The sequence below is a fragment of the Corallococcus sp. AB011P genome, assembly GCF_003611605.1.
In the GTDB taxonomy this organism is placed as follows: domain Bacteria; phylum Myxococcota; class Myxococcia; order Myxococcales; family Myxococcaceae; genus Corallococcus; species Corallococcus coralloides.
The window spans coordinates 461,717-488,193 of the sequence record NZ_RAVX01000003.1; the positions used below are offsets into that span (position 1 = coordinate 461,717).

The 26,477-nt window shown below is 70.4% G+C and carries 24 protein-coding genes; 17 read left to right on the forward strand and 7 right to left on the reverse strand.

Annotated features, from left to right (window positions below):
• The first annotated feature begins 51 nt into the window (after nucleotides 1-51).
• The 5 genes from D7X30_RS11605 to D7X30_RS11625 are packed head-to-tail and all read left to right on the forward strand — an operon-like array spanning nucleotide 52 to nucleotide 4,508.
• Complete coding sequence (locus tag D7X30_RS11605; RefSeq protein ID WP_120562954.1) at nucleotides 52-969, forward strand: HEAT repeat domain-containing protein; 918 nt, start codon at nucleotides 52-54, stop codon at nucleotides 967-969.
• A 3-nt stretch (nucleotides 970-972) separates the two neighbouring features.
• On the forward strand, nucleotides 973-1,578 hold the full coding sequence (locus D7X30_RS11610) for a hypothetical protein (protein WP_120562955.1): 606 nt from the start codon (nucleotides 973-975) through the stop codon (nucleotides 1,576-1,578).
• A 3-nt stretch (nucleotides 1,579-1,581) separates the two neighbouring features.
• Complete coding sequence (locus D7X30_RS11615; protein WP_120562956.1) at nucleotides 1,582-2,583, forward strand: biotin--[acetyl-CoA-carboxylase] ligase; 1,002 nt, start codon at nucleotides 1,582-1,584, stop codon at nucleotides 2,581-2,583.
• 12 nt (nucleotides 2,584-2,595) lie between these two features.
• Nucleotides 2,596-3,366 (forward strand): type III pantothenate kinase, encoded by a 771-nt coding sequence (locus D7X30_RS11620; protein ID WP_120562957.1) that lies wholly within the window; start codon nucleotides 2,596-2,598, stop codon nucleotides 3,364-3,366.
• Nucleotides 3,363-4,508, forward strand: coding sequence for a hypothetical protein (locus D7X30_RS11625; protein ID WP_120562958.1), 1,146 nt, complete (start codon nucleotides 3,363-3,365; stop codon nucleotides 4,506-4,508). Before D7X30_RS11620 ends, D7X30_RS11625 begins: the two co-directional genes overlap by 4 nt.
• A 76-nt stretch (nucleotides 4,509-4,584) precedes the next feature.
• On the opposite strand, the gene D7X30_RS11630 is transcribed toward D7X30_RS11625, so the two are convergent.
• From D7X30_RS11630 to ald, 4 genes are all read right to left on the reverse strand, one after another.
• Nucleotides 4,585-6,348, reverse strand: a complete 1,764-nt coding sequence (locus tag D7X30_RS11630) for a response regulator (protein WP_120562959.1) — start codon at nucleotides 6,346-6,348, stop codon at nucleotides 4,585-4,587.
• A 188-nt stretch (nucleotides 6,349-6,536) separates the two neighbouring features.
• Complete coding sequence (locus D7X30_RS11635) at nucleotides 6,537-7,388, reverse strand: anti-sigma factor (protein ID WP_120562960.1); 852 nt, start codon at nucleotides 7,386-7,388, stop codon at nucleotides 6,537-6,539.
• A 50-nt stretch (nucleotides 7,389-7,438) separates the two neighbouring features.
• Entirely contained in the window at nucleotides 7,439-8,083 is a 645-nt protein-coding gene (locus D7X30_RS11640; RefSeq protein ID WP_120563274.1) for a sigma-70 family RNA polymerase sigma factor, read from the reverse strand.
• Nucleotides 8,084-8,342: 259 nt separating this feature from the next.
• The gene (ald, locus tag D7X30_RS11645) at nucleotides 8,343-9,470 is read right to left on the reverse strand and encodes an alanine dehydrogenase (protein ID WP_120562961.1); all 1,128 of its coding nucleotides are present in this window, start codon (nucleotides 9,468-9,470) and stop codon (nucleotides 8,343-8,345) included.
• A gap of 181 nt (nucleotides 9,471-9,651) precedes the next feature.
• Here ald and D7X30_RS11650 point away from each other — a divergent pair, with 181 nt between their 5' ends.
• Both D7X30_RS11650 and D7X30_RS11655 read left to right on the forward strand, forming a co-directional pair.
• Nucleotides 9,652-10,962: a radical SAM protein gene (locus tag D7X30_RS11650; RefSeq protein ID WP_120562962.1), complete on the forward strand. Its 1,311-nt coding sequence runs from the start codon at nucleotides 9,652-9,654 to the stop codon at nucleotides 10,960-10,962.
• 32 nt (nucleotides 10,963-10,994) lie between these two features.
• On the forward strand, nucleotides 10,995-11,696 hold the full coding sequence (locus D7X30_RS11655) for a hypothetical protein (protein ID WP_120562963.1): 702 nt from the start codon (nucleotides 10,995-10,997) through the stop codon (nucleotides 11,694-11,696).
• 12 nt (nucleotides 11,697-11,708) lie between these two features.
• Here D7X30_RS11655 and D7X30_RS11660 read toward each other — a convergent pair whose 3' ends face one another.
• Nucleotides 11,709-12,578 (reverse strand): response regulator, encoded by an 870-nt coding sequence (locus tag D7X30_RS11660; protein WP_120562964.1) that lies wholly within the window; start codon nucleotides 12,576-12,578, stop codon nucleotides 11,709-11,711.
• Nucleotides 12,579-12,758: 180 nt separating this feature from the next.
• Between D7X30_RS11660 and D7X30_RS11665 the strand changes: the two genes are divergently transcribed.
• From D7X30_RS11665 to D7X30_RS11690, 6 genes are all read left to right on the forward strand, one after another.
• On the forward strand, nucleotides 12,759-13,241 hold the full coding sequence (locus tag D7X30_RS11665) for a chemotaxis protein CheW (protein WP_120562965.1): 483 nt from the start codon (nucleotides 12,759-12,761) through the stop codon (nucleotides 13,239-13,241).
• Nucleotides 13,238-13,654, forward strand: a complete 417-nt coding sequence (locus D7X30_RS11670) for a Frizzy aggregation protein FrzB (RefSeq protein ID WP_233591520.1) — start codon at nucleotides 13,238-13,240, stop codon at nucleotides 13,652-13,654. Before D7X30_RS11665 ends, D7X30_RS11670 begins: the two co-directional genes overlap by 4 nt.
• A gap of 5 nt (nucleotides 13,655-13,659) precedes the next feature.
• Entirely contained in the window at nucleotides 13,660-14,919 is a 1,260-nt protein-coding gene (locus D7X30_RS11675; protein ID WP_120562966.1) for a methyl-accepting chemotaxis protein, read from the forward strand.
• Nucleotides 14,920-14,981: 62 nt separating this feature from the next.
• Nucleotides 14,982-17,297 (forward strand): hybrid sensor histidine kinase/response regulator, encoded by a 2,316-nt coding sequence (locus D7X30_RS11680; RefSeq protein WP_120562967.1) that lies wholly within the window; start codon nucleotides 14,982-14,984, stop codon nucleotides 17,295-17,297.
• A 37-nt stretch (nucleotides 17,298-17,334) separates the two neighbouring features.
• Nucleotides 17,335-18,336 (forward strand): chemotaxis protein CheB, encoded by a 1,002-nt coding sequence (locus D7X30_RS11685; RefSeq protein WP_120563276.1) that lies wholly within the window; start codon nucleotides 17,335-17,337, stop codon nucleotides 18,334-18,336.
• Nucleotides 18,330-20,069: a protein-glutamate O-methyltransferase gene (locus tag D7X30_RS11690; protein ID WP_120562968.1), complete on the forward strand. Its 1,740-nt coding sequence runs from the start codon at nucleotides 18,330-18,332 to the stop codon at nucleotides 20,067-20,069. Before D7X30_RS11685 ends, D7X30_RS11690 begins: the two co-directional genes overlap by 7 nt.
• Before the next feature lie 30 nt (nucleotides 20,070-20,099).
• Here the strand turns inward: D7X30_RS11690 and D7X30_RS11695 are convergent, their stop codons facing one another.
• Together D7X30_RS11695 and D7X30_RS11700 are read right to left on the reverse strand one after the other, a co-directional pair.
• Nucleotides 20,100-20,423, reverse strand: a complete 324-nt coding sequence (locus D7X30_RS11695; RefSeq protein ID WP_120562969.1) for a polyhydroxyalkanoic acid system family protein — start codon at nucleotides 20,421-20,423, stop codon at nucleotides 20,100-20,102.
• A 104-nt stretch (nucleotides 20,424-20,527) separates the two neighbouring features.
• Complete coding sequence (locus tag D7X30_RS11700) at nucleotides 20,528-21,997, reverse strand: deoxyribodipyrimidine photo-lyase (RefSeq protein WP_120562970.1); 1,470 nt, start codon at nucleotides 21,995-21,997, stop codon at nucleotides 20,528-20,530.
• A 95-nt stretch (nucleotides 21,998-22,092) separates the two neighbouring features.
• Between D7X30_RS11700 and D7X30_RS11705 the strand changes: the two genes are divergently transcribed.
• The 4 genes from D7X30_RS11705 (at nucleotide 22,093) to D7X30_RS11720 (ending at nucleotide 26,476) form a co-directional block, all read left to right on the forward strand.
• Nucleotides 22,093-23,367 carry a hypothetical protein gene (locus tag D7X30_RS11705; RefSeq protein ID WP_199724246.1) on the forward strand — a complete coding sequence of 425 codons (1,275 nt, stop codon included), beginning with the start codon at nucleotides 22,093-22,095 and terminating at the stop codon, nucleotides 23,365-23,367.
• Nucleotides 23,368-23,434: 67 nt separating this feature from the next.
• Nucleotides 23,435-24,580 (forward strand): DUF1015 family protein, encoded by a 1,146-nt coding sequence (locus D7X30_RS11710; RefSeq protein WP_120562972.1) that lies wholly within the window; start codon nucleotides 23,435-23,437, stop codon nucleotides 24,578-24,580.
• Nucleotides 24,581-24,589: 9 nt separating this feature from the next.
• Entirely contained in the window at nucleotides 24,590-25,384 is a 795-nt protein-coding gene (locus tag D7X30_RS11715) for a tRNA1(Val) (adenine(37)-N6)-methyltransferase (protein ID WP_120562973.1), read from the forward strand.
• A 165-nt stretch (nucleotides 25,385-25,549) separates the two neighbouring features.
• Nucleotides 25,550-26,476: a DUF6268 family outer membrane beta-barrel protein gene (locus tag D7X30_RS11720; RefSeq protein WP_233591521.1), complete on the forward strand. Its 927-nt coding sequence runs from the start codon at nucleotides 25,550-25,552 to the stop codon at nucleotides 26,474-26,476.
• Nucleotide 26,477: the final 1 nt, after the last annotated feature.

Consider the following 26,477-nt stretch of genomic DNA (forward strand, 5'->3'; position numbering starts at 1 on the left):
CCCGCACGGAATCGGGTGCGGTGGACGCGGGAGTGTTAGCCTGTGGGGGCCATGAAGCCGGCCCTGCTGCTAACCTCCTGCGTGCTGTTGTTCGGGGCCTGCCGCTCGCAGGCCCCGCGCCATCCGGTGGCGCCGGTGGAGCTCTCCGGGACCACCCTGCGGGACAACGCCCTCCTGGGCTTCGGCCCGGAAGGCGTGCGGGACTTGTTCGACGACGCGCTGGAGTCCTCCGGCCGCTTCGAGCTGGTGGCCGACGAGTCCCCCAAGAAGCCCCGCCCCTGGAGGCTGTCGCTGGAGGTGCCCTTCACCCGCGAGGTGCTGAAGGACGGCAACCCGCACAGCTTCGCGGAGGTGGGCGCCAACCTGTCCCTGGAGCGCTTTGGCGGCAACATGCCCCAGCGCTACGAGGTCGTGGGCCTGGGTGAGGCGGCGGTGGAGGTGGACTCGGCGGAAGGGCGGCGGGCCGCGATGCGCAGCGCGCTGGAGAACGTGCTGCGGCAGGTGACGGAGTCCGCGGTGCTCCAGCTCGCCGCGTTGGACCGCACGGACGAGGCGCTGGTGGCGGACCTCCAGGCGTCCGACTCGCGCATCCGTGAGTTCTCCCTGCGCACGCTGGCCGAGCGCAAGCACCCGGCCGCCGCGCCGCTCCTGATTGAGCGCCTCAAGGACACCAACGACACGGAGCAGGTGCGCCGCACCATCGGCGCGCTGGCGGAGATGAAGGCCCGGAGCGCGGTGCCGGCGCTCATCGACCTGGCGCGCGGCCGGGACTCGGGCTTCCTGCAGGAGATCGTCTTCGCGGTGGGCGAGATTGGCGGCCCGGAGGCGGAGGCGTACCTGTACACGGTGGCCCAGGGCCACGACACGCCGTCGGTCCAGGCCGCCGCGCAGCAGGCGCTGGACACGCTCTACGCATCACGCAACCACGCAACCGCGGAGGCGCGTGGCCAGGGCCACGCGGACCCCTAGCGCATGATGAAGCAATCGCTGTCGATGGTGGGGGGCCTGGCCCTCCTGGCCTCTTCACTCGTCGGTTCCGGCTGCGCGAAGCGCGTCGAATCGGACACGCGTCCCTCGCCCGAGTCCATTGCCCAGTACTACCCGCTGGCCGTGGGCAACGCGTGGACGTACCGGATTGACGGGCGCGACGACAAACCCGTCACGGTGGAGATCGTCAAGGAGCAGGAGGACGGCTTCTTCATGGACAACCAGGGCGGCCAGCTCAAGGTGGACGCCTTCGGCCTGCGTGACCCCAAGCGCTACCTGCTGCGCGGCCCGCTGGAGGCCGGGCGCGGCTGGAACAACGTCGTGTCCGTGTCCTCCACGGAGCGCTACCAACTGGTGCAGGTGGGCTTCGCCTGCAAGGTGCCCGCGGGGTCGTTCCCCAACTGCGTGAGCGTCGAGGGCCGCAACAAGGTGGATGCGCAGACCACGCTCGTCAACACGATGACCTTCGCCGCGGGCGTGGGCCTGGTCCGCGTGGACGTGGCCACGGAGCACGAGGGCAAGCGCGTGCCGCAGACGGAGCTGGAGCTCATCTCCTACAAGGCGGATGGCGCCGTGCCCGCTCCCAACTGAAGCGTGGAGACGACGAGCGAGCTCACGCAGGACGCGCGCATCCTGAACTTCCTCGCCGAGGGCGGGGAGGGCTTCATCTCCGGTGAGGCGCTGTCCAACCGGCTGGGCCTGTCGCGCACGGCGGTGTGGAAGCACGTGGAGGCCCTGCGGCTGAAGGGCTACCGCATTGAAGCAGTGCCCGCGAAGGGCTACCGGCTGGTGGGCCGGCCGGACCGGCTCTCCGCGCTGGAGGTCCACCCGCTGCTCGCCACGCGCGCGGTGGGCCGCGTGCTGCACCACCACGACACCATCGGCTCCACCAACGCGGCGGCCTTCCGGCTGGCCCAGGACGGCGCCGCCCACGGCACGGTGGTGGTGGCCGAGCAGCAGACGGCGGGGAAGGGGCGCCGGGGCCGCGCCTGGGTGTCGCCGCCGAACCTCAACCTGTACTTCTCCGCCATCCTGCGCCCGGAGCTGCCCCCGCAGCGCGCGCCGGAGCTCACGCTGGTGGCCGCCGTGGCCCTGGCGGAGACGCTGCGCGACGTGGGCGCGGACGCCGCCATCAAGTGGCCCAACGACGTGCAGATCGCCGGCAAGAAGGTGGCCGGCATCCTCACGGAGCTGTCCGCCGAACCGGAGCGCGTGCACTTCGTCATCGTGGGCGTGGGGGTGAACCTCAACTCAGGCGAGGAGCACTTCCCCGACGAGCTGCGCGCCACGGCCACGTCACTCGCGCTGGCGCTGGGGCGGCCCGCGGTGCGCGCGCCCTTCACCGCGGCCCTGTGGACCCGGCTGGAGACCTGGCTGGACACGTACCTGGCCACCGGCTTCGACGCGGTGCGCCCGCGCTGGAAGGCGCTCTCCAGCACCCTGGGTGTCCAGGTCCGGGTGCGGACGGACCGGGGGGACTGGGAGGGGTTCGCGGAGGACATCGACCCCACGGGCGCCCTGATGGTGCGCATGGCGGATGGCCGTGTGGAGCGCGTGCTGGCGGGGGACGTGGAGCAGCTGCGTCCCCAGCGCTAGAGTGCGCCCCTGATGCTCCTGGCCATCGACGTCGGCAACACCAACACCGTCCTGGGCGTGTACGAGGGCCGGCGGCTCCTGGACCACTGGCGCCTGGAGACGAGCGCGCGCCGGAGCGCGGACGAGTACGGCATCCTCGTGCGCCAGCTCTTCGCCTGGAGCGGCGTCGACGCGAACCAGGTGAAGGCCGTGGCGGTGTCCAGCGTGGTGCCGCCGCTCCAGTTCATCCTGGAGAAGATGAGCGAGCGCTACTTCAAGACGCGCCCCATGTTCGTGGGCCCGGGCGTGAAGACGGGCATGCCCATCCTCTACGACAACCCTCGCGAGGTGGGCGCGGACCGCATCGTCAACGCGGTGGCCGCCTACGAGAAGCACCACCGCGGCCTCATCGTCGTGGACTTCGGCACCGCGACGACGCTGGACGCGGTGACGCCCAAGGGCGAGTACCTGGGCGGCGCCATCTGCCCCGGCGTCAACATCTCCATGGAGGCCCTGTTCCAGAACGCCTCCAAGCTCCCCCGTGTCGAGTTCGCGCGGCCGCCCCATGTGGTGGGCCGCAACACCGTGCACTCCATGCAGTCCGGCCTGGTCCACGGCTACGTGAGCCTGGTGGACGGCATGTGCGCGCGGATGGAGGCGGAGATGGGCTTCTCCGCGAAAGTGGTGGCCACCGGGGGCCTGGCCCCGCTGGTGGCCAGTGAATCGAAGGCCATCCAGGAGGTGGATGAGTTCCTCACCCTGGAGGGGCTGCGCATCATCTACGGAAGGAATCACGCGACATGAGCACCGCCGCCGACCCCAGCATTCCGGCCCCGCCCCCGGGCTGCCCCTTCAACGCGGAGTTCCTGCCGCCCAACCTGCGCAAGCACGTGGACCCCAACGCCCCCGTGCCCCTGCGGATGATGGCGGCCAAGTCCCTGGTGCCGCTCAATCCGGCGGACATGCTGGGCGCCCTCTACATGCTCACGTTCGACCCGGACGCGAACGTGCGTGAGACGGCCGCCAAGACGTCCTCGGGCCTGCCGGACCGCATCCTCGGCTCCGCGCTGCGCGACGAGGGCGTGCAGCCCTCCGTGCTGGGCTACTTCCTGGGCCTGCTCAAGGACAAGGAAGCCTACGCGGAGATGCTCGTCCTCAACTCGGAGACGCCGGACGACGCCGTGGCCAGCGTGGCCGGCACGTGCAGCCCGAAGGTGGCGGAGATCATCTCCCAGAACCAGCTGCGCCTGCTGCGCAACGAGGGAATCATCCGCGGCCTGTGCGCCAACCCCGGCGTCCCGGTGTCGCTGGTGGACAGCGTCTGCGACTTCGCGGTCCGCAGCGGTCTGGTGCTGGCGGACGTGCCCGCGATGCAGGCCGCACGCGTGCGCATCTACGGCCCGCAGGCCGCCGCCGCGCCGCCGGATCCGGGCCCCACCGCGGAGGAGGTGCTCCAGGAGCTGGGCACGGAAGCCCAGGCCGAGGACGCCGCCCCCATGGAGGAGGGCAAGCGCCTGACGCTCTCGCAGCGCATCATGAAGATGTCCATCGCGGAGAAGATCAAGCTGGGCACGCTGGGCAACAAGGAGGCCCGCTCCGCCCTCATCCGCGACACCAACAAGCTCGTCTGCGTGGCCGTCATCCGCAGCCCCCGCATCACGGATGGCGAGGTGCTCGCGTGCGCCGCGAACCGCGCCATCAACGACGACGTGCTGCGCGTCATCTACAACAACCGCGAGTGGACGAAGATGCAGAAGGTGAAGCTCGCGCTGGTGAAGAACCCCAAGGTGCCGCTCACCGTCACCATGAAGTTCCTCAACACGCTGCGCGACACGGAGCTGAAGGACCTGTCGCGCGACAAGAACGTGCCCGCCGCCGTGCAGTCCTTCGCCAAGAAGCTGCACGAGAAGAAGACGGCCCCCAAGCAGGCGCCCGGCGGCAAGTAGCTTCAGGCCCTGGAGCGGGGGAGGGCGGCACACAGCCCGCGCCTTCCCCCGATTCGTCAGGCGGTACCGCGGTGCTTCAGGCCGCGGCTTCCTCGTCGGCGTCGTCGCCCACGGCGGTGCCCGGCTCGTCCAGCAGCTGCTGCGCGATGGCCAGCGCCTTCTTCGTCTTCTCGCGCAGCTTCTCGTCGCCCTTGATGCGCGCGTAGAGCTTCGTCACGCGCTCCTCGTTGCGCACCGCCGCCTGCTCCAGCTCGGTGATGCGCGCGCGCAGGCCGTCCGCTTCCGTGGCCGCCTGGGCGCTCTGGTTGGAGAGGTCCGCCTGGGCCTGCTCCAGCTGGCCGCGCAGGCCTTCCAGCTCGCCTTGCGCCGCCTCCACCTGCGAGCGCAGCCCTTCGGCCTCCTCGCGCACCGCCTGGAGGTCCGCGTCCTGCTGGGCCACCTGGGCGCGCAGGCTGTCCGCCTCGCCCTGGAACGCCTGGGCCTGGGCCTGGTGCTGATCCAGCTCCGTCTGGAGCGCGCCCAGCTTCGCGGTGGCGCCGCGCGCCTCCTCCTTCGCGGTGGCCAGCTGCTGATCCACGCGCTTGCGCTCCGAGGTGAGCTGCTCGGTGCGCGTGGTGAGCGTCTTGATCTGCGCGTCGCGGCGGTTCAGCTCCTCCTCGGAGGTGGAGGCCTTCTGCTCCAGCTCCAGGTGCTGATCCTTCAGCTCGATGATCTCCTGGTCCTTCTGGTTCAGCTCCGACTTGAGACGCAGGATCTCCTTGTCGCGCTTGTTGACGGTGTCACGCAGCGCGAAGGTGTCCTTGTCGTTCTTGCCGGTGGTGGAGCGGGACGCCTCCAGCTCCGTGGCCTTCGCCTGGAGCTCGGACTCCAGCGACTGCACGCGCTCCTCGGCCTGCGCCGTCTGGCCTTGCGAGTCCTCCAGCGCGCTCTGCAGCTCCGCCACCTTCGCTCGCAGGTTGCGCAGCTCCGCCAGGTCCGCGACGGACGGGCCCGGGGCGGCGGCCGGCGTCACCGGAGCGGCGACGGGACGGGCAGCGGCGGGCGGCGGCACCGCGCGCAGGGGCGTGGGGGCGGCGCGCGCGGGCGGCGGAGTGGGGGCTGCGACGGGCTCCGGATCCACCGGCGGCATGAAGCCGACGACGGTCTTCTCCTCCGGCTCGTCCAGGCTGCCCAGCATGTCCAGCGAGTCGTCGTTGTCCGGGCCCAGCGAGTCGAGCGCGGAGATCTCCTCCAGGCCGGACGGGGACTCCATCTCCTCCGGCGGCGCGACGACGGGCTCCTCGGGCGTGCCCGTCACGGGCTCGGACATGTCGCTGAAGGCGTCGTCGAGCATGTCCAGGTCTTCCCCGGCCACCGCGGGCTCCTCGCCCGTGTCGACGGCGATCTCCTCGCCGAAGTCCGTCGCGGGCTCCTCGCCCAGCGAGTCCAGCGTGAGGCTCTCGTCCACCACCTCGTCGCTCGCGGGCAGCTCCGGGAAGCCGATCACGCCCCCCACGCGGTCGATGAGCACGTCCGTGTCCACCGGCTTCGCCACGTACTCATCCGCGCGCGCCTTCAGCTTGCTGTGCGCCGCGAAGCCGTCCGGGCTGCCGATGATGACGATGGGCACCGTCTTCAGCTCGTCGTCCTTCTTCAGCTTGCCGCAGATGAGATAGCCGTTCTGTCCCGCGGACAGGTCCACCGCGAGCACCACGAGATCCGGACGCTCACGGCGGATCAGCTCCACGCTGCCCTTGCCGTCGCCCGTCGTCTGCGCGGAGAAGCCTCGCGACTCCAGTGCCTGCTGCAGCGTGGTGGCGAGGGTGGCGTCGCTTTCGACGATCAGGATTCGCTTGGACATGAAGGGACGGCCATCCTGGGGGTGCGGCGCGCGGTGTATCACCGCGAGAGACAGCAGCGGCGGCGCGCGAGAGTGAAGACGCCGTCGAGGCTATCGGCCATGTGTGGGACCGTCAATCTTCACACCGGGCGCAACGCCCGGTATTCAGTTGAGCAGCCGACCACCCGAGCCCCCGCTTTCCGAGGGCTTCAGGGCTGTAGCGAGACGGGCTGCACGCTCACCGCGGGCTTCACCTGCGCGGGGCGCACGAGCCCGTTCGAGCGGTGCTCCTGATCCCGCAGCATCTGCAGGATGGCGGCGTCGTCCAGATCCGTCACCAGCTCGTAGGTGACGTCCTGATCACGCCACGTCACGACGTTGTACGCCTGGCTCGAGTCCACGGCGACGTTCTCCACCGTGGGGCCCTCGTCCTTGATCACCCGCTGCCCTGTCGCCGGATAGACGAACACGCCGATGTTGCGCTTGGGCTCGTTGGTGAGGCGGGGCTGCGTCTCGTAGCTGACGTAGACGACTTCCTGGCCGTTGAGCGTGGAGAAGCGCGCGCCCACGGGCCGCGCCTGCTGCAGGCGGGGCAGGGTGATGCGGTGCTCCACCTTGTCGTTGAACCACGCTTCGATCTGCTCCGGCGTGCCCGCGACGAACTCCAGGGGCCGCTGGCGCGTGTGGCGCTGCACGGCCTCCAGGATGGTGGCCTTCTGCGCCTTGCCGGACTGATACATCATCCAGCCGCCGCTCACCGTCACCACCACCAGGGCCATGGCCCCGGCGCGCAGCCACTGGCTCACCTGCGCGCGGCGGTGCTCGCGGTGCAGACCGGATTGGATGCCCGCGCGCAGCGACGCCGGCGCGCGCGTGCCCTGGGCGGAGATGGAGTGCTTCGCCGCGCGGCGAAGCGTCTGACGAAGCTGCATCTCTTCGTCCACCCGCGCGACACACGCGGAGCAGCCTTCGAGATGCGACTCCACGTCGTGGCGTTCCTCGGGCTGGAATTCACCGTCGAGGTACGGATACAGCAACCGCTCGAGTTCCTGGCAGGTCATGGGCGCTCGATGAGGTGGGCGGAGGGAAGCAACGCCCCTCCAACCTCTTTCTAGCCTGCCTTCTTCCGGCGCCGGAACTCTTCCAGATCCGCCGGGGCCGCCTGAACCGGCTCCCCGTCATGCCGGAATACGCCCTGACCTTCCGCGTACTCGCGCAGCGTCTTCTGCAGCAGCTTGCGGCCGCGGAAGAGGCGGCTCATCACGGTGCCCACGGGGCACTCGAGAATCTCCGCGATCTCCTTGTAGGAGAACTCCTGGAGGTCCGCGAGGATGACCACCAGCCGGAAGTCGATGGGCAGCGAGTCGATGGCGCGCAGCACGTCGTCCGACAGGAGCCGGTCGAAGAAGTACTGCTCCGGGTTGGCCGCGAAGTCCGTCGCGTCCCGGCTCACGAAGCGCTCATGCACCGCCTCGCGCTCCACGCCCTCCACCACCGTGCGCTCCTTCACCTTGCGGCGGTAGCGGTTGATGAAGGTGTTCGTGAGGATCTTGAAGAGCCAGGCCTTGATGTTGGTCCCGCGCTCGAACTTGTCGAAGAAGCGGTAGGCCCGCATGCAGGTGTCCTGCACCAGGTCCTCGGCGTCGCGCTCGTTCTTGGTCAACCGGAGCGCCGCTGAATACAGCGGGTCCAGGTGCGCCAGCGCCAGCTCTTCGAATTCCTGCTTCGTCCGGTTGGGTTGCCTGAAGTCCAGCATCATGCTCCCGCCTTCCAGGGGCCCGAAATGATTGGGGAATGCGTCGCCTGCCTAACGGTCAATCTATGCACCGGAACAGACGGGTCAACAACGCTTTCCCCTGCCGCGCCGCCCGCATGCCCGCTTCTGGAGTGCGGAGACGTTCGGCGGGATCATTTATTCCACAGGGTGGGAACCGGACAGGACACCCGTACAACCGTCCCCTCCAGGCAACCGGCCAGCACAGGGCTGGCCGGCTGTGGAGCAGGCAGCCGCTACGTCACTTCTTGCCGCCGAGTGCGTCCATCAGGGGCACGTAGTCGTACCCCATGTCCTTGGCGACGGCCTCGTAGGTGATGTGGCCGTTGTAGGTGTTGATGGCGCGCTGGAGGGCGCGGTCGGACTTGACGGCCTCCACCAGGCCCAGGTCCGCGATCTTCCGCGAGTAGGGGCGGGTGGTGTTGGTGAGCGCGAAGGTGGACGTCTGGGGCACCGCGCCGGGCATGTTCGCCACGCAGTAGTGGACGACGTCGCTCACGGTGAAGGTGGGGTTGTCGTGCGTGGTGGGCTTGCAGGTCTCGATGCAGCCGCCCTGGTCCACCGCCACGTCGACGACGACGGAGCCGGGCTCCATCTCGCCGATGAGCTCACGCGACACCAGCTTCGGGGCCTTGCCACCGGGGATGAGCACTCCGCCGATGACGAGGTCCGACTCGCGCACGGTGCGCGCGATGGACTCCGTGTCCGATGCCAGCGTCTGCGCGCGGCCGAGGAACACGTCGTCCAGGTAGGTGAGGCGCTCCAGGTTCACGTCCAGGATGGTCACTTCCGCGCCCATGCCGACGGCGACCTTGGCGGCGCACAGGCCCACCACGCCACCGCCGATGACGGCCACGCGGCCGCGGCGCACGCCGGGCACGCCGCCCAGCAGGATGCCCTTGCCACCGTGGGCCTTCTCCAGGCACGCGGCGCCCACCTGGATGGCCATCTTGCCGGCCACCTCGGACATGGGCTTGAGCAGCGGGAGGCTGCCGTCGTCCAGCTGGAGCGTCTCGTAGGCGACCGCGGTCACCTTCTTCTTGATCAGCGTCTTGGTGAGCTCCGGATCCACGCCGGCCAGGTGGAAGTACGTGTAGACAATCTGCCCGGGCTGCATGCGCTCGTACTCCGGCGCGATGGGCTCCTTCACCTTCACGATCATCTCCGCGCGCTTCCACACCTCATCCGCGCTGGAGATGATCTGCGCGCCGACGCGCTGGTACTCCGAATCCGGGATGCCGGAGCCGACGCCAGCGTTCGTCTCGACCAGCACCGTGTGCCCCGCGATGGTGAGTGCGCGCACGCCCGCAGGCACCATGCCGACACGGTACTCGCGGGTTTTGATCTCCTTGGGGACTCCGACGATCACGACTGCCTCCGACGAATGGGGGACTGCCTGGAAAACGTGGCGGACCCATAGACCAGGGCATGAGCGCTTTCAAGGCGCGCACGGGCGAGCCACGGGGTCGGCTGTGATGGGCCTCATTCATCCATCCACATGACGCGAGGCGTTGGACGCAGGGCGGCCCACCCGTGTTAGTTAACAGCGCATGACGCACTCGCCGAAACTGCTCTTCGCCGACCCCAAGGGCCGGGTCATGGAGCATCCCTACCTCATCGCCACCCTGCGCAGCGGCGAGGAGCTGGTGCCCCCGCAGGACAAGCCCATCGCCCTGCCAGCGGCCGGGCGCCTGGTGCACCTGCCTGGCCGCCTGCCCGTGGGACTCAACCCGGACTCCGGTGAGCTGGAGCTGGTGCGCGAGATGAAGGTGGGCGGCAAGACCTTCGTGCCCAACGCCGTAGGCGCGCTGCTGCCTCCCGGCTACACGCGCACGTTCCTCCCCGGAGAGGTGAAGGGCAGCGGGCCAGTGCTGCCGCAGTGGGCGTACACGGCGGCGGCGTGGGGAGAGAAGGGGCCGCTCGCGTGGGCCATCCACACGGACCGGCGTTCGCACTGGGAGCCGGAGGCGTACTCCACGCCGGAGCTGAAGGGCCTGGTGACGGCGCACATGAAGCGCTTCCCGGACAGCCGCGTGCTCAAGCAGCTGAAGACGTGCGCGCTTTTGTACCGGTGCTTCACGTCGCAGAACATCTTCTACGCGCGCGACGAGGGCGCCATCCCCGCGTCGGTGATGTGCAACGCGCGCTGCGTGGGCTGCATCTCGGATCAGCCCGCGGACGGCCCTCCTGCCTCGCACGAGCGCATGGATGACGGCCCCTCCGCGGAGGAGATGGCGGCCATCGGCCTGTACCACCTGGAGCACGCGCCGGGCCGCACCATGGTGAGCTTCGGCCAGGGCTGCGAGGGCGAGCCGCTCACGCGCTGGAAGTTCATCGCGGAGTCCATCCGCCTGATGCGCGCGAAGACGGACAAGGGCTCCATCAACATCAACACCAACGCCAGCCTCACGCACGGGCTCGAGGCCCTGCTGGACGCGGGGCTGGACGCCGTGCGCGTGTCGCTCAACTCCGCGTCCAAGGGCCTCTACGAGGCCTACTACAAGCCGGTGAAGTACGGCTGGGAGGACGTGGAGGCGTCCATCGCGCTGGCGCGCGAGCGGGGCGCGTACCTGGCGCTCAACCTGCTCCTGTTCCCCGGCGTCACCGACCGCGAGGGTGAAGTGCGGGCGCTGGAGAACCTGGTGCGCAAGTACCGCGTGGATCAGGTCCAGACGCGCTCCTTGTGCATTGATCCGCTCCAGTACCTGGAGGTCGCGCGCGGCGTGGGCGCGGGCGGCGAGCCGGTGGGCATCCGCACGCTGCTCCAGCGGCTGAAGGCGGCGCGGCCGGGGCTCATCATCGGCAACTTCGCGCGCGGCCTGGATGAACGGGAGAACGCCGCGAGCGCACCGGAGGTTTGACCGTCCGGGAGGGAAGGGCTACGCAGGACGGCATGTCCGCTTCCTCCTTCCGTTCCGCGTTACGCCTCGCCGTCTTCTGTCTCTCCTCCGGCGCCGTCCTCGGTGCGTGCAGCAAGGCGCCCGAGGAGCCGGAGTTCGACCACGGCCTGAAGAAGCCGCTCGTGCGCAAGCTGCGTGAGGAGCTGGCGGAGACGCCGTGCGACAAGGCGAAGGCGCAGCAGCTGGCGCAGCTGCTGCTGGACACCGGTGACATGAAGGGCCTCACCCGCGTGACGGACACGTTCGGTGAGAAGTGCGGCCCCAACATCGTCCTGCTCCAGCTGGCGTACACGGCCAACGCGCGCACCGGGGAGAAGGAGCTGGCGCTGAAGGCCGCCACCGCGCTGGTGGCCGCGCAGCCGGACAACGCGAGCTACCACGTGTGGCGCGGACTCTCGCTGGAGGCGCTGGGGCGTACCGAGGAGACCGCGGCGGAATTGCAGAAGGCCTTCGATCTGCAGCCCGGCCAGCGTCCCATCCTCAACTCGCTGGTGAAGACCTACGACGCGCTGGGCAAGCCCTGCGAGGCGCTGGCCGCGTACCAGCGCTTCGTGGAGAACGCGAAGCCCTCCGAGGCGAAGTCTGCGGAGGTCCAGGAGCAGTTGCAGGAGCGGGCCGCCAAGACGAGCTGCCCGGCCCAGGAGACCGCGGCGCCCGATGCGTCCGTGACGCCCGAGGCGGCGGCGAAGCCCTGAAGCGCGCGGCGACTACTCGGCGCCAGGGGGCATCAGCTCCTTGGCGACGAGGCTGCCCATCACGGCGTCCTTGGGGATGTAGCCGTCGGCGCCGGCCTCGCGGCAGATGCGCTGGAGCTCCTCGACGTTCTCACCGGAGCACAGCAGCACCTTGATGCCCTTGAAGAGGCTGTTGCTCTTGATGAAGCGGCAGAACTGTTCGCCGTTCACGTTGGGCATGCGCACGTCCAGCAGCACCAGGTCCGGGCGCGTCTGCTTCTTCAGGATGATCTTCGTGGCCTTGTCCGCGGTGTCCGCGACGTGGACCTCGAAGCCCTTGGACACCAGGTCCGCTTCGATGATCCGCGCGGTCATCTCACTGTCGTCCACGATGAGGATGCGCGGCTTGCGCCCCCCGGCGGCCATCGGGGCCTTGGGGAGTCCGCCGGAACCCGTGGCGGGTGCGGCCGGAGCCGCCGTCGGGGCTGGTGCGGCGGGGGCGGTGGCCGGGGCGGGGGGGGGGACGGGGATGTTCAGCGCCGGGGCGCCGATGAGTCCCATGACGCCTCCCAGGACGCCCTCCAGGCCTCCGCTCTTGAGGATGTAGCTGTCCGCGCCGGAGTTCTTCACCTTCGCTTCCAGCTCCTGCTCGGAGATGTCCGAGTAGAGGACGAGCTTGGCGGTGACGCCCTTCTGCTTGCGGAGGTACTCGACGACGTCGTCGCCGAACATCTCCGGCATGTTCACGTCCATGAGGATGAGCGCGAACGGGCCCTCGGTGAGCTTCTGGTCGAGCGCGGCCAGGTCCTGTGCGCCACTGGCCTCATAGCCGGCGGCCGTCAGGGCCCGGACGGTAAGCTCCAGAAGCATCGGGCTGTCGTCAATGACCAGTACGCGGGACATCGTCCTCCTCAGGGGCTTCCAGCGCACAACCCTACACCTTTGGGTCACGATGGACCATCGAAACGGAGGGCAGGCGGCCGGTCCGGCACCGGACGATGGACCCTTGACCCTCTTTATCCTGGTCTCGGATACTTCGCTGCCTTGACCCCGAACTCCTCCCCCCTCCAACGCGCCTTGCGCATGGCGCCAGACCGCACGGTGGCCGCCCAGGCCCGGCCGGAGCTGGAATTCTTCTGCTTCCGCGTGGGCGAGCTGCGCTTTGGCGTTCCCAGTGAGAACGTGCTCGAGGTGCTGCGCGCCGGGCTGCTCACGCCACTGCCGCGCACGCCGTCCTTCATCCTGGGCGTCACCGGCCACCGCGGCCAGGTGCTGCCCGTGGTGGACCTGCTGCGCTTCCTCAGCAAGGGCGAGGCGCGCATCGGTCCGCGCACCCGCATCTTCGTGGGCGTCAGCGGCAACTACGTCTCCGGCGTGGTGGCGGACATCGTGCTCGGCCTGCGCCGCATCCCCGTGGCGGACATCCTGCCGCCGCCCCTGGGCGGTGATCAGGCCGCGGAGCACCTCCTGGGCGTGGTGCAGGGGTCAGGTCCGTCGGATGGCCTCAACCTGCTCAACTTCTCCAAGCTCCTGCAGACGGCCCGTCAGCGCGCGGTGGTGCGATGAGCGGCAACGTCCTGCTGGATGAGGAATCCCCCGGGCTGGACGCGGATAAGGACCGGGCCCTGGGAGAGGTGGACGTCCTCTTCTTCCAGATTGGTGATTCGGAGTACGGCACGGACGCGTCGTCCGTGCTGCGCATCGACCGGGCGCTCCCGGACGACCTGACCGTGCGCGACCTGGGCCTGCCCCACAAGGGCCACCGCGCGCTCGTGTTCGACACCCCCGAGGGCGAGGGCCACCTGAAGGTGGACGCCGTCAACGGGGTACGCACCATCCCGCTCGCCGGGCTGCGCCGCATGCCGGCCGCCGCCGCGGCGGCTTCATATGCGGTGGGCATCTGCCTGGATGAAGAGGCGGGCCGCCCCGTGTTGCTCATTGATTTGGCGGAAACCTTGAAGACGCAAGGAAGGCACTGACACACATGTCCCTGGAGAGCCCCAACGAGAAGCCCGCGAAGTCTCGCGGCGCGAGGAAGTCCCCGGGCGTGAAGGCCGGCGCGGAGTCCGTCATCGCCAACACGGTGACGGATCCGTTCAAGCCCTTCACCGACACGTTGATGTCGGTGCTGGCCGGCAACCTGAACGCGCGCGTGCCGCCGGACCGCGTGCAGGCGGACACCACTGGCTTTGGCCACCTGCTCAACCAGGTGCTGGAGCAGTTCTCCTCCGCGGAGCACCGCAAGCAGGTGGCGGCGCAGGAGATCGATCAGGCGCTCGACTCGCTCATCATCCTGGTGCGTGAAGGCGACCTGTCGCGCTGGAACACGTCCACCGAAGACCCCCAGCTCGGGCCCCTGCTGGAGGGCTTTGGCAAGGTCATTGAGACGCTGCGCATCTTCGTGCGGGAGATCAACGAGGCCGCGCTGCGGCTGTCGTCCTCCGCCAACCAGGTGCTGGCGGCGTCCACGCAGCACGAGACGTCCTCCACCGAGCAGGCCGCGGCCATCCACGAGACGACCGCGACCATGGAGGAGCTGAAGCACGCCTCCGCGCAGATCGCGGAGAACGCGGGCAGCGTGGCGCGCGTGGCGGAGGAGACGCTGGGCGCGGCCCGCGCGGGCCGTGGCGCCATTGGCGAGTTCATCCAGGCCATGCAGCAGATCCGCAGCGACGGCGTCGCGGTGGCGGACTCCATCTCCAAGCTGTCCAAGCGCGTGGAGCGCATTGGCACGGTGGTGGAGGTGATTGACGAGATCGCGGACCGCTCCGACCTGCTGGCGCTCAACGCGGCGCTGGAAGGCAGCCGCGCGGGTGAGGCGGGCAAGGGCTTCTCCATCGTCGCGGCGGAGATGCGCCGGCTGGCGGAGAACGTCCTGGAGTCCACCAAGGAGATCAAGAACCTGATCACCGAGATCCGCGAGGCCACGCAGGCCGCCGCGGGCGCCGCGGACGCGTCCAAGCACGCCACGGAGTCCGGCGAGAAGCTGGGCGCGGTGGCGGCGCAGGCGGTGGAGGGCATCCTCGCCGGCGTGCAGGAGACGAGCGACGCGGCCCGGGTCATCAACCTGGCGACCCAGCAGCAGCGCACGGCCACCGAGCAGGTGGTTGCGTCCATGGCGGAGATCGAGGATGTGACGCGCCAGACGACGCAGGCGTCGAAGCAGGCCACCGGGGCCGCCGCCGAGCTCACCCAGCTCGCGAGCCGGCTCGCGGAGCTCATCAAGCGGTTCAAGGCCGACTAGTCGTTCTCCTGAGGGGAGAAATGGGTCGAAGGGCGCCCCAAGCGCCCTGACGCCCGCGACCCATGGACACCGAGGCCCTCAAGAAATCCCTCCTGAAGAAGTTCCAGGAGGTCACGGCCGACCGACTCCAGAAGATCCAACTGGGAGTCATCGACCTGGAGAAGGAGACCGCGGAGCAGGCCGCGGACGACGTCGCGCGCGAACTGCACACGATGAAGGGCGAGGCCCGCATGTTGGGCCTGGCCGCCATCGGGCAGCTCGCGCACGCCGCCGAGGACGTCCTGCGCGCCGAGCGCGAAGGCAAGACGGCCACCGAGACGGCCACGGACGTCATGCTCCGTGCCTGCGACGTGCTGTCGGACCTCCTGGAGGACCTGGACGCGGCCCACACCGGCTCGTCCGCCACCGAGGAGATGGTGAAGGCGCTGTCGGACGTGTCCGGCCACCCCGTGCCCGCGCTGGGCCCGGTGCGCAAGCCCGCCGCGCAGCCTCCGCCCAAGCCCGCGGTGCAGGCGCCAGTGGTTCCGGTGGCGCCTCCCGCCGCCGTGGCGCAGGCCCCCGTGCCTGCCCCGGCGCCCGCGCAGGCCACGCCCCGTGTGGCGGACCCTGTCGCCGTGGCCGCGCCCGCTCCGGCCTCGAAGGAGGAGGAGGCTCCGAGCGCCGCCAAGAGCAACTCCATCGCGGACCGCAGCATCCGCGTGAACGTGGAGGTGCTGGACTCGCTGGGCCTGCTCGCCGGCGACCTGCTGGTGGAGAGCGCGCGCGGCCGGCTTCGCAGCACGGAGACGGCGCAGCTCTTCGAGCGCTTCAGCCGCCTGGGCGACCGCTTCCTGCGCATCTCCGAGGACGTGGACGTCCCGGACGCCATCCGCACGGAGCTGGAGCGCGCGGAGGCGGACCTGCACATGCTGCGCGACGACGCGTTCCGCTTCGTGCGCCGCAACGGGGACGGCATCAACACGCTGCACGGCAACCTGGCCCAGCTGGCGGACCACGTGGCCGAGGCGCGCCTGGTGCCTCTGTCCACCGTGTTCGACGCGTTCCCTCGCGCGGTGCGCGACATCGCGAAGACGCAGAACAAGGAAGTGGACCTGGTCATCGAGAACGCCGACATCGGCGTGGACCGGTCCATGCTGGCCGACGTGCGCGACGCGCTGGTGCACCTGCTTCGCAACGCGGTGGACCACGGCCTGGAGTCCGCGGACTTCCGCCAGCAGATGGGCAAGCCCGACACGGGCCGCATCCGCATCCGCGTGCGCGTGGACGGCGACATGCTCCACATCGAGGTGGAGGACGACGGCCGCGGCATGGACACCGAGCGGCTCAAGCAGGTGGCCATCAACAAGCGCCTGCTGTCGCCGGTGCAGGCCGCCGCGCTGTCGGAGCGCGAGGCCATCGAGCTCATCTTCCGCCCCGGCTTCTCCACGCGCGAACAGGTCAGTGAGCTGTCCGGCCGCGGCGTGGGCATGGACGTGGTGAAGCGCAAGGTGGAGACGCTGGGCGGGTCCGTGGGCGTGCAGAGCCGCCAGGGCCGTGGCACCACCATCACGCTGCGCCTGCCTCAGTCGCTGGCCCTCATGAAGGTGCTGCTGGTGCGCCTGGGCGACGACGTCTACGGCATGCCCGCCGCGGACGTGGTGGCCGTCATGCGCATCAAGCCGGATGACCGCATGGAGGTGTTCGGCACGCTGGCGGTGCGGCACCGGGGCAAGCCCACGGCGCTCGTGGCGCTGGGGCCGCTGTTGGGCCTCAACGGCGGCAACCGCTTCGACAAGCCCCCCGCGGTGGTGGTGCGCCACGGCGACGACTACGCCGCGCTGGTGGTGGACGGCTTCGTGGACGAGCGCGAGGTGGCGGTGAAGCCCTGCGGCGGCGAGTTCCTCAAGGGCGCGCCGTTCATCGCGGGCACGGCGGCGCTGGAGGACGGGCGCATCGCGGTGCTCCTGCACGTGCCAGACATCATGACGGAGGTGCGCCGCATGGCCCGCCCCGTCACCCAGGCGCCCGCCAGCCGCCGGCTGCGCGTGCTGCTGGTGGACGACTCTCCCATCGCGCGTGCGACGGAAGGCGCGCTCGTCAAGGCGCTGGGCCACTCCGTGGAGGAGGCCCAGGACGGCGAGGAGGCGTACGTGAAGGTGCAGACGAACACGTACGACCTCATCCTCACCGACGTGCAGATGCCGAAGCTGGACGGCTTCTCCCTCACGCGGCGGCTGAAGGGCACGCCCGCCGTGGCGCGCATCCCGGTCATCATCCTGTCGTCGCTCGCGTCGCCGGAGGACAAGCGGCGCGGCCTGGATGCGGGCGCGGATGCGTACCTGGTGAAGGGCGAGCTGGGGGTGGAGATCCTGGCGCAGTCCATCGATAGGCTGACCTGAGGAGCCTCTCGTGGGCGGCGGCACGGCGGTGATGGGACTGGCGTTCCGGGTACTCCTGGTGGGGCGGGGCCTGCGCGCGCTGGTGCGCGGGCTCTTCGAGGGAGAGTCCCTGGTCGCCGTGGGCCCGCCAGAGGCGGACTTCGTGGGCGCGGAGGCGGTGGTGCGTCGCCACTTCCCGGACGTGCTGCTGGTGGACCTGGTGTCCTCGGAGGCGCTGAGCGCCATCGAGCGCATCATGGCCCAGCGCCCCACGCCCATCCTCGCGCTGCACCCGGGCGTGCTCACCGGTCAGCAGGCGTTCCAGGCGCTGGCCCTGGGCGCGCTGGACGTGATGGACCGGCCCATGACTCCGGGGCCGGACTTCTGGCACGCGGTGAACCGCAAGCTGGTGATGCTGGCGCAGGTGAAGGGGGTGCGCTCGCCGCCTTCCTCGTCCAAGGCCAAACAGCCGGTGCAGGAGGGGCCCACCGCGCCGTTCCCCCTGGTCGCGCTGGCTGCCTCGCTGGGCGGGCCGAAGGCCGTCGCGACGGTGCTGCGGATGATTCCGCGGGGCTTCCCCGCGCCCATCGCCTACTGTCAACACATCAGCCAGGGCTTCACGGAAGGCCTGGCGCACTGGCTGTCCACGGAGACGGCGCTGCGCGTCGTCGAGGCGACGCATGACGCGTGGATGGAGCCGGGCACGGTGTACATCGCCCCTTCGGGAGGACATCTGCTGGTGAAGCCGGACGGCCGTCTGGAACTGGATACAGGACCTGCCCTGCGGGGCTTCCGCCCCTCGTGTGACATGCTGCTCACTTCGGCCGGGGAGTCCTTCGGCCGCCGGTGCATCGGCGTCATCCTGACGGGCATGGGCCGCGACGGCGCCAGGGGCTTGAAGGAGATTCGCGAGCGGGGCGGGCGCACCATCGCGCAGGACGAGGCCACATGCGTCGTCTACGGCATGCCTCGCGAGGCCGTGCTCCTGGGCGCGGCGCAGCAGGTGCTGCCTCTGGGCGTCATCGCGCCGACACTCGTGCAGTGGGTGGACGCGTGCTGAACGTGGGCAACAAGGTGCTCCAGCAGTTGTCCGCGCTCCTCCTGGAACGCGCGGGGCTGAAGATCACCCTGGATGGCTACCACAGCCTGCGGCTCGCCCTGTCCACGCGCATGCCCGTGCTGGGGCTGAGCGACCCGGAGAAGTACCTGCAGAAGCTGATGAGCGCGAGCGGCGAGGAGGAGCTGCGCGCGCTGCTGCCGCTGGTGACGGTGGGGCACACGGAGTTCTTCCGCGACGCGAAGCAGTTCCGCGCGCTGGAGCAGAGCGTGCTGCCGGAGCTGCTCGCGCGGGCCCGGCGCGAGATGCGCAAGGTGTCCATCTGGTCCGCCGGCTGCGCCACCGGTGAAGAGCCCTACAGCCTGGCGCTGGTGATGGCGGAGCTGGGCGCGCTCGCGGTGGAGGTGGACCTGTGGGCCACCGACCTGAACCTGGCCGCGGTGGAGGCCGCGCGGCAGGGGCGCTTCACCACGCGTCGCGCGATGGCCATTGGACCGGAGCGGCTCAAGCGCTTCTTCCGGCCCGTGGAGGACGGCTACGAGGCGTCGCCCATCCTGCGCGAGTACATCCGCTTCGATGGCCAGAACCTGGCCGCGCCGGTGTTCGACAAGGTGGCGCCCGCGTCGTTGGATCTCATCCTCTGCCGCAACGTCATCATCTACTTCGACCTGCCCACCATCCGCGGGCTGATGGACCGCTTCCTCGCGGCGCTGCGTCCGGGCGGGCTGCTCTTCCTGGGGTACTCGGAGAGCCTGTTCAAGGTCTATGACCGCTTCGAGATGATCGAAGTGGACGGCGCGTTCGTGTACCGGCGCCCCCTGGGCGAGCGCCCCCGTCCGCCGCCGCCCCTGGCGCCCATGGCGACGGAGCCCCGGCCGGGCAGCCCGGAGTCCTTCGCGGTGGAGCTGCGCCAGCGGATGCAGACCAACGCGGAGACCGCGGCGAGGCTGCGCACGGCGGGCCTGGCCGACGCGGCGAGCGCCAGGGCTCCGGACGCGCCCGTGCGCCGGCCCACCCTGGAGATACCCGCGTTGGGCGCGCTGGGACGCCGCAGCGGGGAGTTCCCCGCCATCAAGCTGGATCCGCCCCGTCCCGCGGAGCCTCCGCGGCGGACCGCGACGACCGGCTCCTTCGCGGCGGTGCCCGTGGATCCGCCCGCCTCCCGGCCCCTGACGGAAGCGATGCCCGCGCGCCCCAGCGGTTCGTGGCCGCAGCTGCTGCCGCCCGCGGAGCGCTTGAACATGGCCGTGCGGAAGATGGGGCAGGGCGACTTCGCTGGCGCCATCGACGGCGTGAAGCGCCTGCTGGTGGACGAGCCCTCCGACCTGGACGCGCTCCTGACGCTGGGCAACCTGTACTCACTCACCGGCCGCATCGACGAGGCGCGCGACACCTTCGGTCAGGCGCTCCAGCGCGAGCCGCTGTGCGTGGAGGCGCGCGTCTTCGGTGGGGTGGCGGCGATGCAGGCGGGGAGCCTGGCCGAGGCGCGCTCCGAGCTGGCCAAGGCCCTGTTCCTGGAGCCCACGCTGGCCATTGGCCACTACCTGCTGGCCCAGGTGCAGGAGCGCACGCAGGACTTCGAGGCGGCCCGGCGCAGCTACCGCAACGCCGTCGCGCAGCTGAAGTACCCGCAGCGCCCGCTGGCGGGGCACTACCCGGAGATGCTCGACTCCGCGGAGGCCATCTCCCGCGCGGCCCGCTATGCGCTGGCCGCGCTGGAGGAGCAGCCGGGCTGAATCACACAGCCCGGCGCACGGCGGTCCGCGTCAGTCCAGGTTGCCCTTCACCTGATCCAGGCTCTTGGACGGATCCAGCACCGCGCCGAACTTCTTCTGGATGTACGTCTTGGCCTGGTTGCGCAGCAGCATGCCGGGGTCGGTGCCCTCGCCGGACACGGCCTTGTCCGTGATGACGAAGCTGGCGTCCAGGTTGATGCCCATCACCTTGCCGGCGAGCTTCGCGCCCTCCTCGCCCTGCCAGTCGGACTTCACGCCGTACTTGCTGCCCCAGTACTGCAGGAGCTGCTCGACGCGCTTCTTGACCTCGTCCTTGGGAAGATTGTGGGGGATCTCGAACTTCATCGTGCCCATGGCTGACTCCTGATTCATTCCGCGAAAGCGGGTGCGTCCGTCCGGTTTAGTGACCCCGGGCCGGAAAGTGAACCGCCGTCTTCAGGGGGATGTCCACCGGCGGCCTACCTGGCTGTCTTACGGCGGGACTTCTTCACGGTCGCGGGGGGCCCGGGTTGTTCGGGCGGGGCGCCCCAGCGCTCCAGGTACGGGTCCAGGTCGAACTTCTCCGCGGTGCGCAGCGAGCTCATGGGCCGGACCTTCCCAATCACCGCGCGCTCCTGGAAGGGCCGGTCGTGCAGCCCCAGGACCCACATGAAGTTGGAGACGCTCGCCGGGTCGCGCCCGTCCACCGCGTAGGTGTCGTTGAGCCGCGCGATGCGGGCCAGCGCCTCCTCCGGCGTGGGGCTCCATTCGAGGATTTTCTTCCCCCAGAGCATGCGCAGGTAGTTGTGGATCCGTCCGCGCTCCCGCAGCTCGCGTTGGGACGCGTTCCAGAGCGGGTCCTGGGTGCGGCCCTGATCCAGCTCTTCGAACGAGTAGAGGTGCGGGCGCGGATCCTGCCGGTGGCGTGAGAGCGTTTCGCGCGCCCAGCCGGGCAGGGAGTCCGTGCTCAGCTGCTTCGGGCCGGGCGTGTGGAAGCAGTAGTTGAAGCCCAGCTCGCGGCGCACGAGCAGCTCCTCCACGAAGGACTGCACTGCGGGGTGGTCCTTGCCCTTCGCCGCGATGGCCGCGCGCGCCGCCTCGCCGGGGAAGAGGTTGCCCCAGTGGAAGTAGGGCGACAGGTTGGACTGCTGGCCCAGGCCCGGATCATTCCGGCCCGTGTCGTAGCCCTCCAGCCGCTCGTCGAGGAACGCGTCCAGGGCCTTGAGGCCCGCCTTGCGTCCGCCGCGCTCGGAGAGGGGCTTCACGGAATGATCCAGCGCGAACGTGTCCAGCGCGGCGCGGGCCTGCACGGCGTCGGACAGCTCGAAGTCCGGCTGGAGCTTCGCGCCCGACACGCGGGGCTTGCGCCTGGGCAGCGTGCGCTCCAGGTACTCCGGCCACAGCTTGCGCAGCTTGGGGCGCAGCGCGTACGCGCCCACCTGGGCCGCGGGGATGCGCTGCATGGGCACCACGCAGGAGGCGTCCACGGCGATGAGCGGCACCCGCAGCGCCTTCGCCGCGCCGCGCAGGTGGCCGGGGATGATGTACGTGGGGAACAGGTCCGACACGACGGCCGCCGCGCGCCGGCCCAGGCTCGCGAGCCTCGGCTTGTGTTCCTTCTTCGTGCGCGGCAGCTCCAGCCAGTACGGCAGGCCGCGCGCGGCGCAGCCCTTCGCCATGTCCGCCATGCCCTCCAGGGCCCACGCGTGGAGCCGCTCCGAAGCGTAGGGGTAGTCCGGGCGGATGGCCTGGTAGACGACGACGGGCAGGCCCAGGTGGTTGCCCAGCGCGATGGCGGCGTCCAGCGCGTGGTTCTCCTCCCACCGATGGTTCACCATGCACCAGTAGAGGACGAAGTCGCGCTGACCAGGGGGGAAGGGGGCCTCGTTCACCGCCTGCACGCGGGCGGAGTCGACGCCGAGTTCGGACCACGAGATGCCTTCAGGCATGGGCGCGCGAGAATCTTCGACACGCGGCGGAAAACCAACACGCGCGCACCGGTTGTGGTTTTCTGCCGGACGGCCGGACCCAAGGAGCCCCTCGCGTGTCACACCGTCGAACCTGGAACCTCCCTGTCACCGTCCTCGCGATCGCGCTGATGTTGCCGGGCCTCGCACTCGCGCAGGCGGGTGGTACGGGCGTCTATCCGGCGCCTCAGCCGCCGCCTCCGCCCGCGCCGGGCATGTACCCGGCGCCGTCCTCGCAGGCCGAGCCACAGGCGGAAGAACCGCGGCCCGTGAGGCCGTCCAGCGACGCCGCCGGGCAGATGCCTCCCGCGGGTCCGTCGAATATCGACGCGTATCCGCCGCCCACGCAGGCGAACCCGGACGAAGGGCCTCCCCGCGCGAGCGACGCGCCCCTCGCGCCGACGGATCCAGACCGCCTGCGCACCGAGCCTCAGGCGCCGTTGACGGAAGGCACGCGGGAGGTGCGCCCGGAGTCCATTCGCGACGAGACCGCGACCGCCGCCTCGCGGCTCCGCCCGCCGCCGGAGGACAACGGCGTGTTCCTGGACGGCCAGCGCCGCCGGGGGCCGTTCCTGTCCGGTCCCGGCAGCGCGCGCTTCGTGCTGCACCACACGGCCCTGGGCGCGCTGGGTGGCTTCTTCACGCAGGCGTTCAACAAGGAGTTCAACTTCGACCGCAGCTCGCGCGAGTCGATGCTCGCGGGCACCCTCATTGGCGCGGGCCTGGGCTTCGGCGCTTCCGCGTGGTGGCAGTTCAACAACTGGGTGGACACGCCCATGGCGAACTTCACCATCCTCAACTCGGGCATTGGCGGCATGTTCCTCGCGGGCTTCATGGACCTCATCACCCAGGACCCGGGCGTGCTCACCTGGTCCGCGTTCCTGGGCGCGGAGCTGGGCGCGTGGCTGACGGCGGGCATCGGCGGCGGGCAGCTGCCGCTCTCGGACGGCCTGCTGGTGGCGTCCGGCGCGGGCTGGGCGGCGGCGTACAGCGCGCTGTTCCTCGCCATCGTGCACTTCTCCGGCACGTCCATCTCCGGCAAGACGTGGAAGGACATGCTGCTCATCTCCCCGGGAGTGGGCGCGGGCGTGCTGGCCCTGGCGACCATGCGCTACAACCCCACGGCGTCGCAGATCCTCCGCGCCGACCTCTTCGGCGGCGGCGTGGGCGCGGCGGTGTTGCTCATCTCCGGCCTGGTGCTGGGCGGCTTCAACCAGTCCACCCCCTACGTGCTGTCCTTCCTGGGCTCCGCGGGCGCCATTACCACCGTGAGCCTGCTGTGGGAGGAGAGCGTGGACCGGTCCGCGCTGCGCAGCGCCAAGGACCGGCCCTACAAGAACGTCTGGTGGTAGACGGCCTGGTGGACGGGCGAGCAGGCGTCATGGCGCGGGGGAAGGGGCGGCATCACCTTTCCCCGGTATGGCGCGCGTCCTCCCGTTCTCGGCCCTCCTGACGTCGCTGGACTCCTCGCTGGAGCCCGGGGACGGTCCTCCTCGCGGAAACGCGGCCCCGCTGCCCACGCACGTGCGGCCCCTGCTGGAGGCCGCGAACCCGAGCGCCGAGCTGCGCCGGCTGCGCGACTCGGGCGGGCTGTTGAAGGACGCACGTCCCGCCCTCTACGTGGTGGAGTTGCACGGCTCGGCGGGTCGCTTCTCCGGCCCTCCCGTGCGCTACCTGCTGTGCGCGCTGACGCCGGACGCGGTGCCGTCGCTGGAGCAGGACCCGTACCGGCCTCGCGCGTGGGAGGTGGAGCCCGCCGTCACGCTGGTGGCGGATGACCACGGCGCCCTCCGCGCCCTGTTGGCGGAAGCGGCCGAGCGCGGCATCTCCGTCTGGAAGGGGCAGTACGACGGCAGCCCGGTGTCGCTCCTGCGCATCGAACCGTCCCCAGTGTCCAAGCGCCTGCAGGCGGTGCTGGACGAGGCCCCCATGCGGCCCCTGGCGGCCCTGAGCGAGCAGGGCCAGACATTGGCCGCGGTGGTGCCGCTGTCCGAGCCGGGCCTGGAGCTGTGCCCCATCCACCGTGCCCTGAAGGGCGTGGAGACGTTCAAGGAAGACACCTTCCTCACCCTGGTGGCCGCGTACGCGCGTGTGACGGAGCTGGACGCGCCGCTCACCACGCCGCAGGGGCTCTCCGCCGCGCGCGAGCGGCTGGCCACGCTGGTGCCCGGACAGCACGCCGTGCTGCTGGTGCTGCCGGGAGGGCGGGGCCGCATCCTGCGCTTCCGTCAGGGGCTGGACCTGGCGCACCTGAAGGGCGCGCCTCGAAACCCCACGCTGCGCAGCCTGGACCTGGCGCTGCTCAACGCGCTGGTGCTGCGCACGGTGCTGGGCATCCAGGAGCCGGAGGCGTCCGGGCATCCGCAGGTGTTCCCGGTGCACGGCCTGGAGTCGCTGGTGGCGGGCGTGGAGGCCGGCACGTTCCAGGCGGGCTTCGCGCTCAACCCTCCGCCGGTGTGGGAGGTGAGGGCGGTGATGGAGGCCCAGGCCACGCTGCCGCCGCGCACCCTGCGCGTGGAGCCGCGTGTGCCCGCGGGGTTGCTCTTCCTGGATCCCGAAGCCTGACGGCCCCGCGTGCGTGCGCTGACCGGCACCACGCAGGACTGGCCCCATCGGGTGCGGCTGCGGTTGGAGCCCGGGCCGGGGGAGACGCTCGACGCCATCTGCGGCGGCGTGGTGCAGGTGCTCCAGCGCCGGCTGGGCTACCGCTTCACGTTGGACCCCGTGCTGCTGGCGCACTTCGCGGTGTTCGAGGCGGGGGCGCACCGGGGGCGGCTGCTCGACCTGGGGACCGGGTGCGGCATCATCCCGCTGGTGCTGGCCCGCCGGTTTGGGCGAACGGACATCACCGCGCTGGAGCTGCAGCCGGGACTGTTCTTCCTGGCCGAGCGCAACGTGTACCTGAACCGCTGCGAGGGCGCGGTGACGCTGGTGCAGGGCGACCTGCGGCACGTGGCGGAGACGTTCCCCGCGAGCAGCTTCGGCCACGTGCTGTGCAATCCGCCGTACCGAGCGCGCACCGCGGGTCAGAGCAACCTGTCCCGGGAGAAGGCGCTCGCGCGGCATGAGATTGCCTGTGAGCTGCCGGACGTGGTGCGCGCCGCTGCGTACCTGCTCGTGCCCCGAGGCGCGATGTGCATGGTGTATCCGGCGTCCCGCTTCAGCGAGCTGGTGTCCGTGCTGCGCACGCTGCAACTGGAGCCGCGCACGGTGCGCATGGTGCATCCGCGCGCGGACCGGCCCGCGAAGCTGGTGCTGCTCCACGCGGTGAAGGGCGGCCGGGCGGACCTCACCGTGCTGCCGCCGCTCGTGGTCCACGCGGACGAGGAAGCGGCCTTCACGGAAGAGGTCAACGCCATGGTGGGCTGACACACCCACACGTCTTTCGTATCACCCTGAGTATGGCGGGGCAGGGTAGACTTCCCGGCTTCGGGGCTGGGGACCGGCCGCCCCGTCTCGTGAAGGCAGGGTGTGATGCGCGTGGACTTCCGTCGCGCCGTGCAATGGCGAATCCGGGCCCGGATGGCAGCTGGCTTGAGCGGCTGGGTCGTGGCGCTGGTGCTGCTCATGGGTCCCCGCGTGCTGGCCCAGACGCAGGCGGACCGGCTCTATCTGAGCTACGGCCTCTCGGGTGGCGGCTCGCTGGAAGCGGGAGGCGCCCGCATCAAGGAGCGGCGGACCCTGGAACTGCGCGTGCCGCTGCCGCCGCTCGTCCTGGGGCGCACGTACCTGCTGCCGTCGGTGGGGTATGAGACGCGGTGGATGGGCGCGGATGTGCCCACCGTGGGCGATGACGCTGTGGATCGGCAGTTCCACCGCATCCAGTTGGGGCTCACGGTCGTCAGGCCCGTGGCACCGCGCTGGCTGGTGGTCGGCGGCGTGATGGGCAGCACCCGCACGGACTTCCGGTCCTCCTTCGACCTGGCGCTGGACACGTCGTGGGTGGCCTTCGCGATGGCCAGCTACCAGTTCGAGGACACGCCGGGGCTCGGGGTGACCTTCGGAGTGGTCGCGCTGTGGCCGTTCGACATGCTGCCGGTGGTGCCCATGCTGAGCCTCACCTACAACCGGGGCCCGTACGTCCTGGAGGTGGGCCTGCCCCGGCTCACGCTGCTGCGCAAGCTGGGCGACACGGTGGAGCTGGGGCTGGTGGGGGCGCTGGACATGCAGGTGCTCCGAACCCGGTTCGATCCAGAGCTCCGGGCGCTGAACGCCAGCTACCTGCGCGAGACCCAGGTCCGCGTGGGGCCCACCGTGAACGTCCACCTGGGCCGTGACCTGTGGCTGAGCTCATCGGTGGGCCTGTCGCTGATCAACGACTACGCGCTGCTGGACCGCCAGCGCGACAGCCTGAACGTCCGCGGGCTGGACATGGGGCCCGCTCCGTATGGCCGCGTCGTCCTGGGTTGGCGCCCGCAGCGTCCCCAGGCGAAGGCGAAGAGCGTGCGCCCGGCGCCCTGAG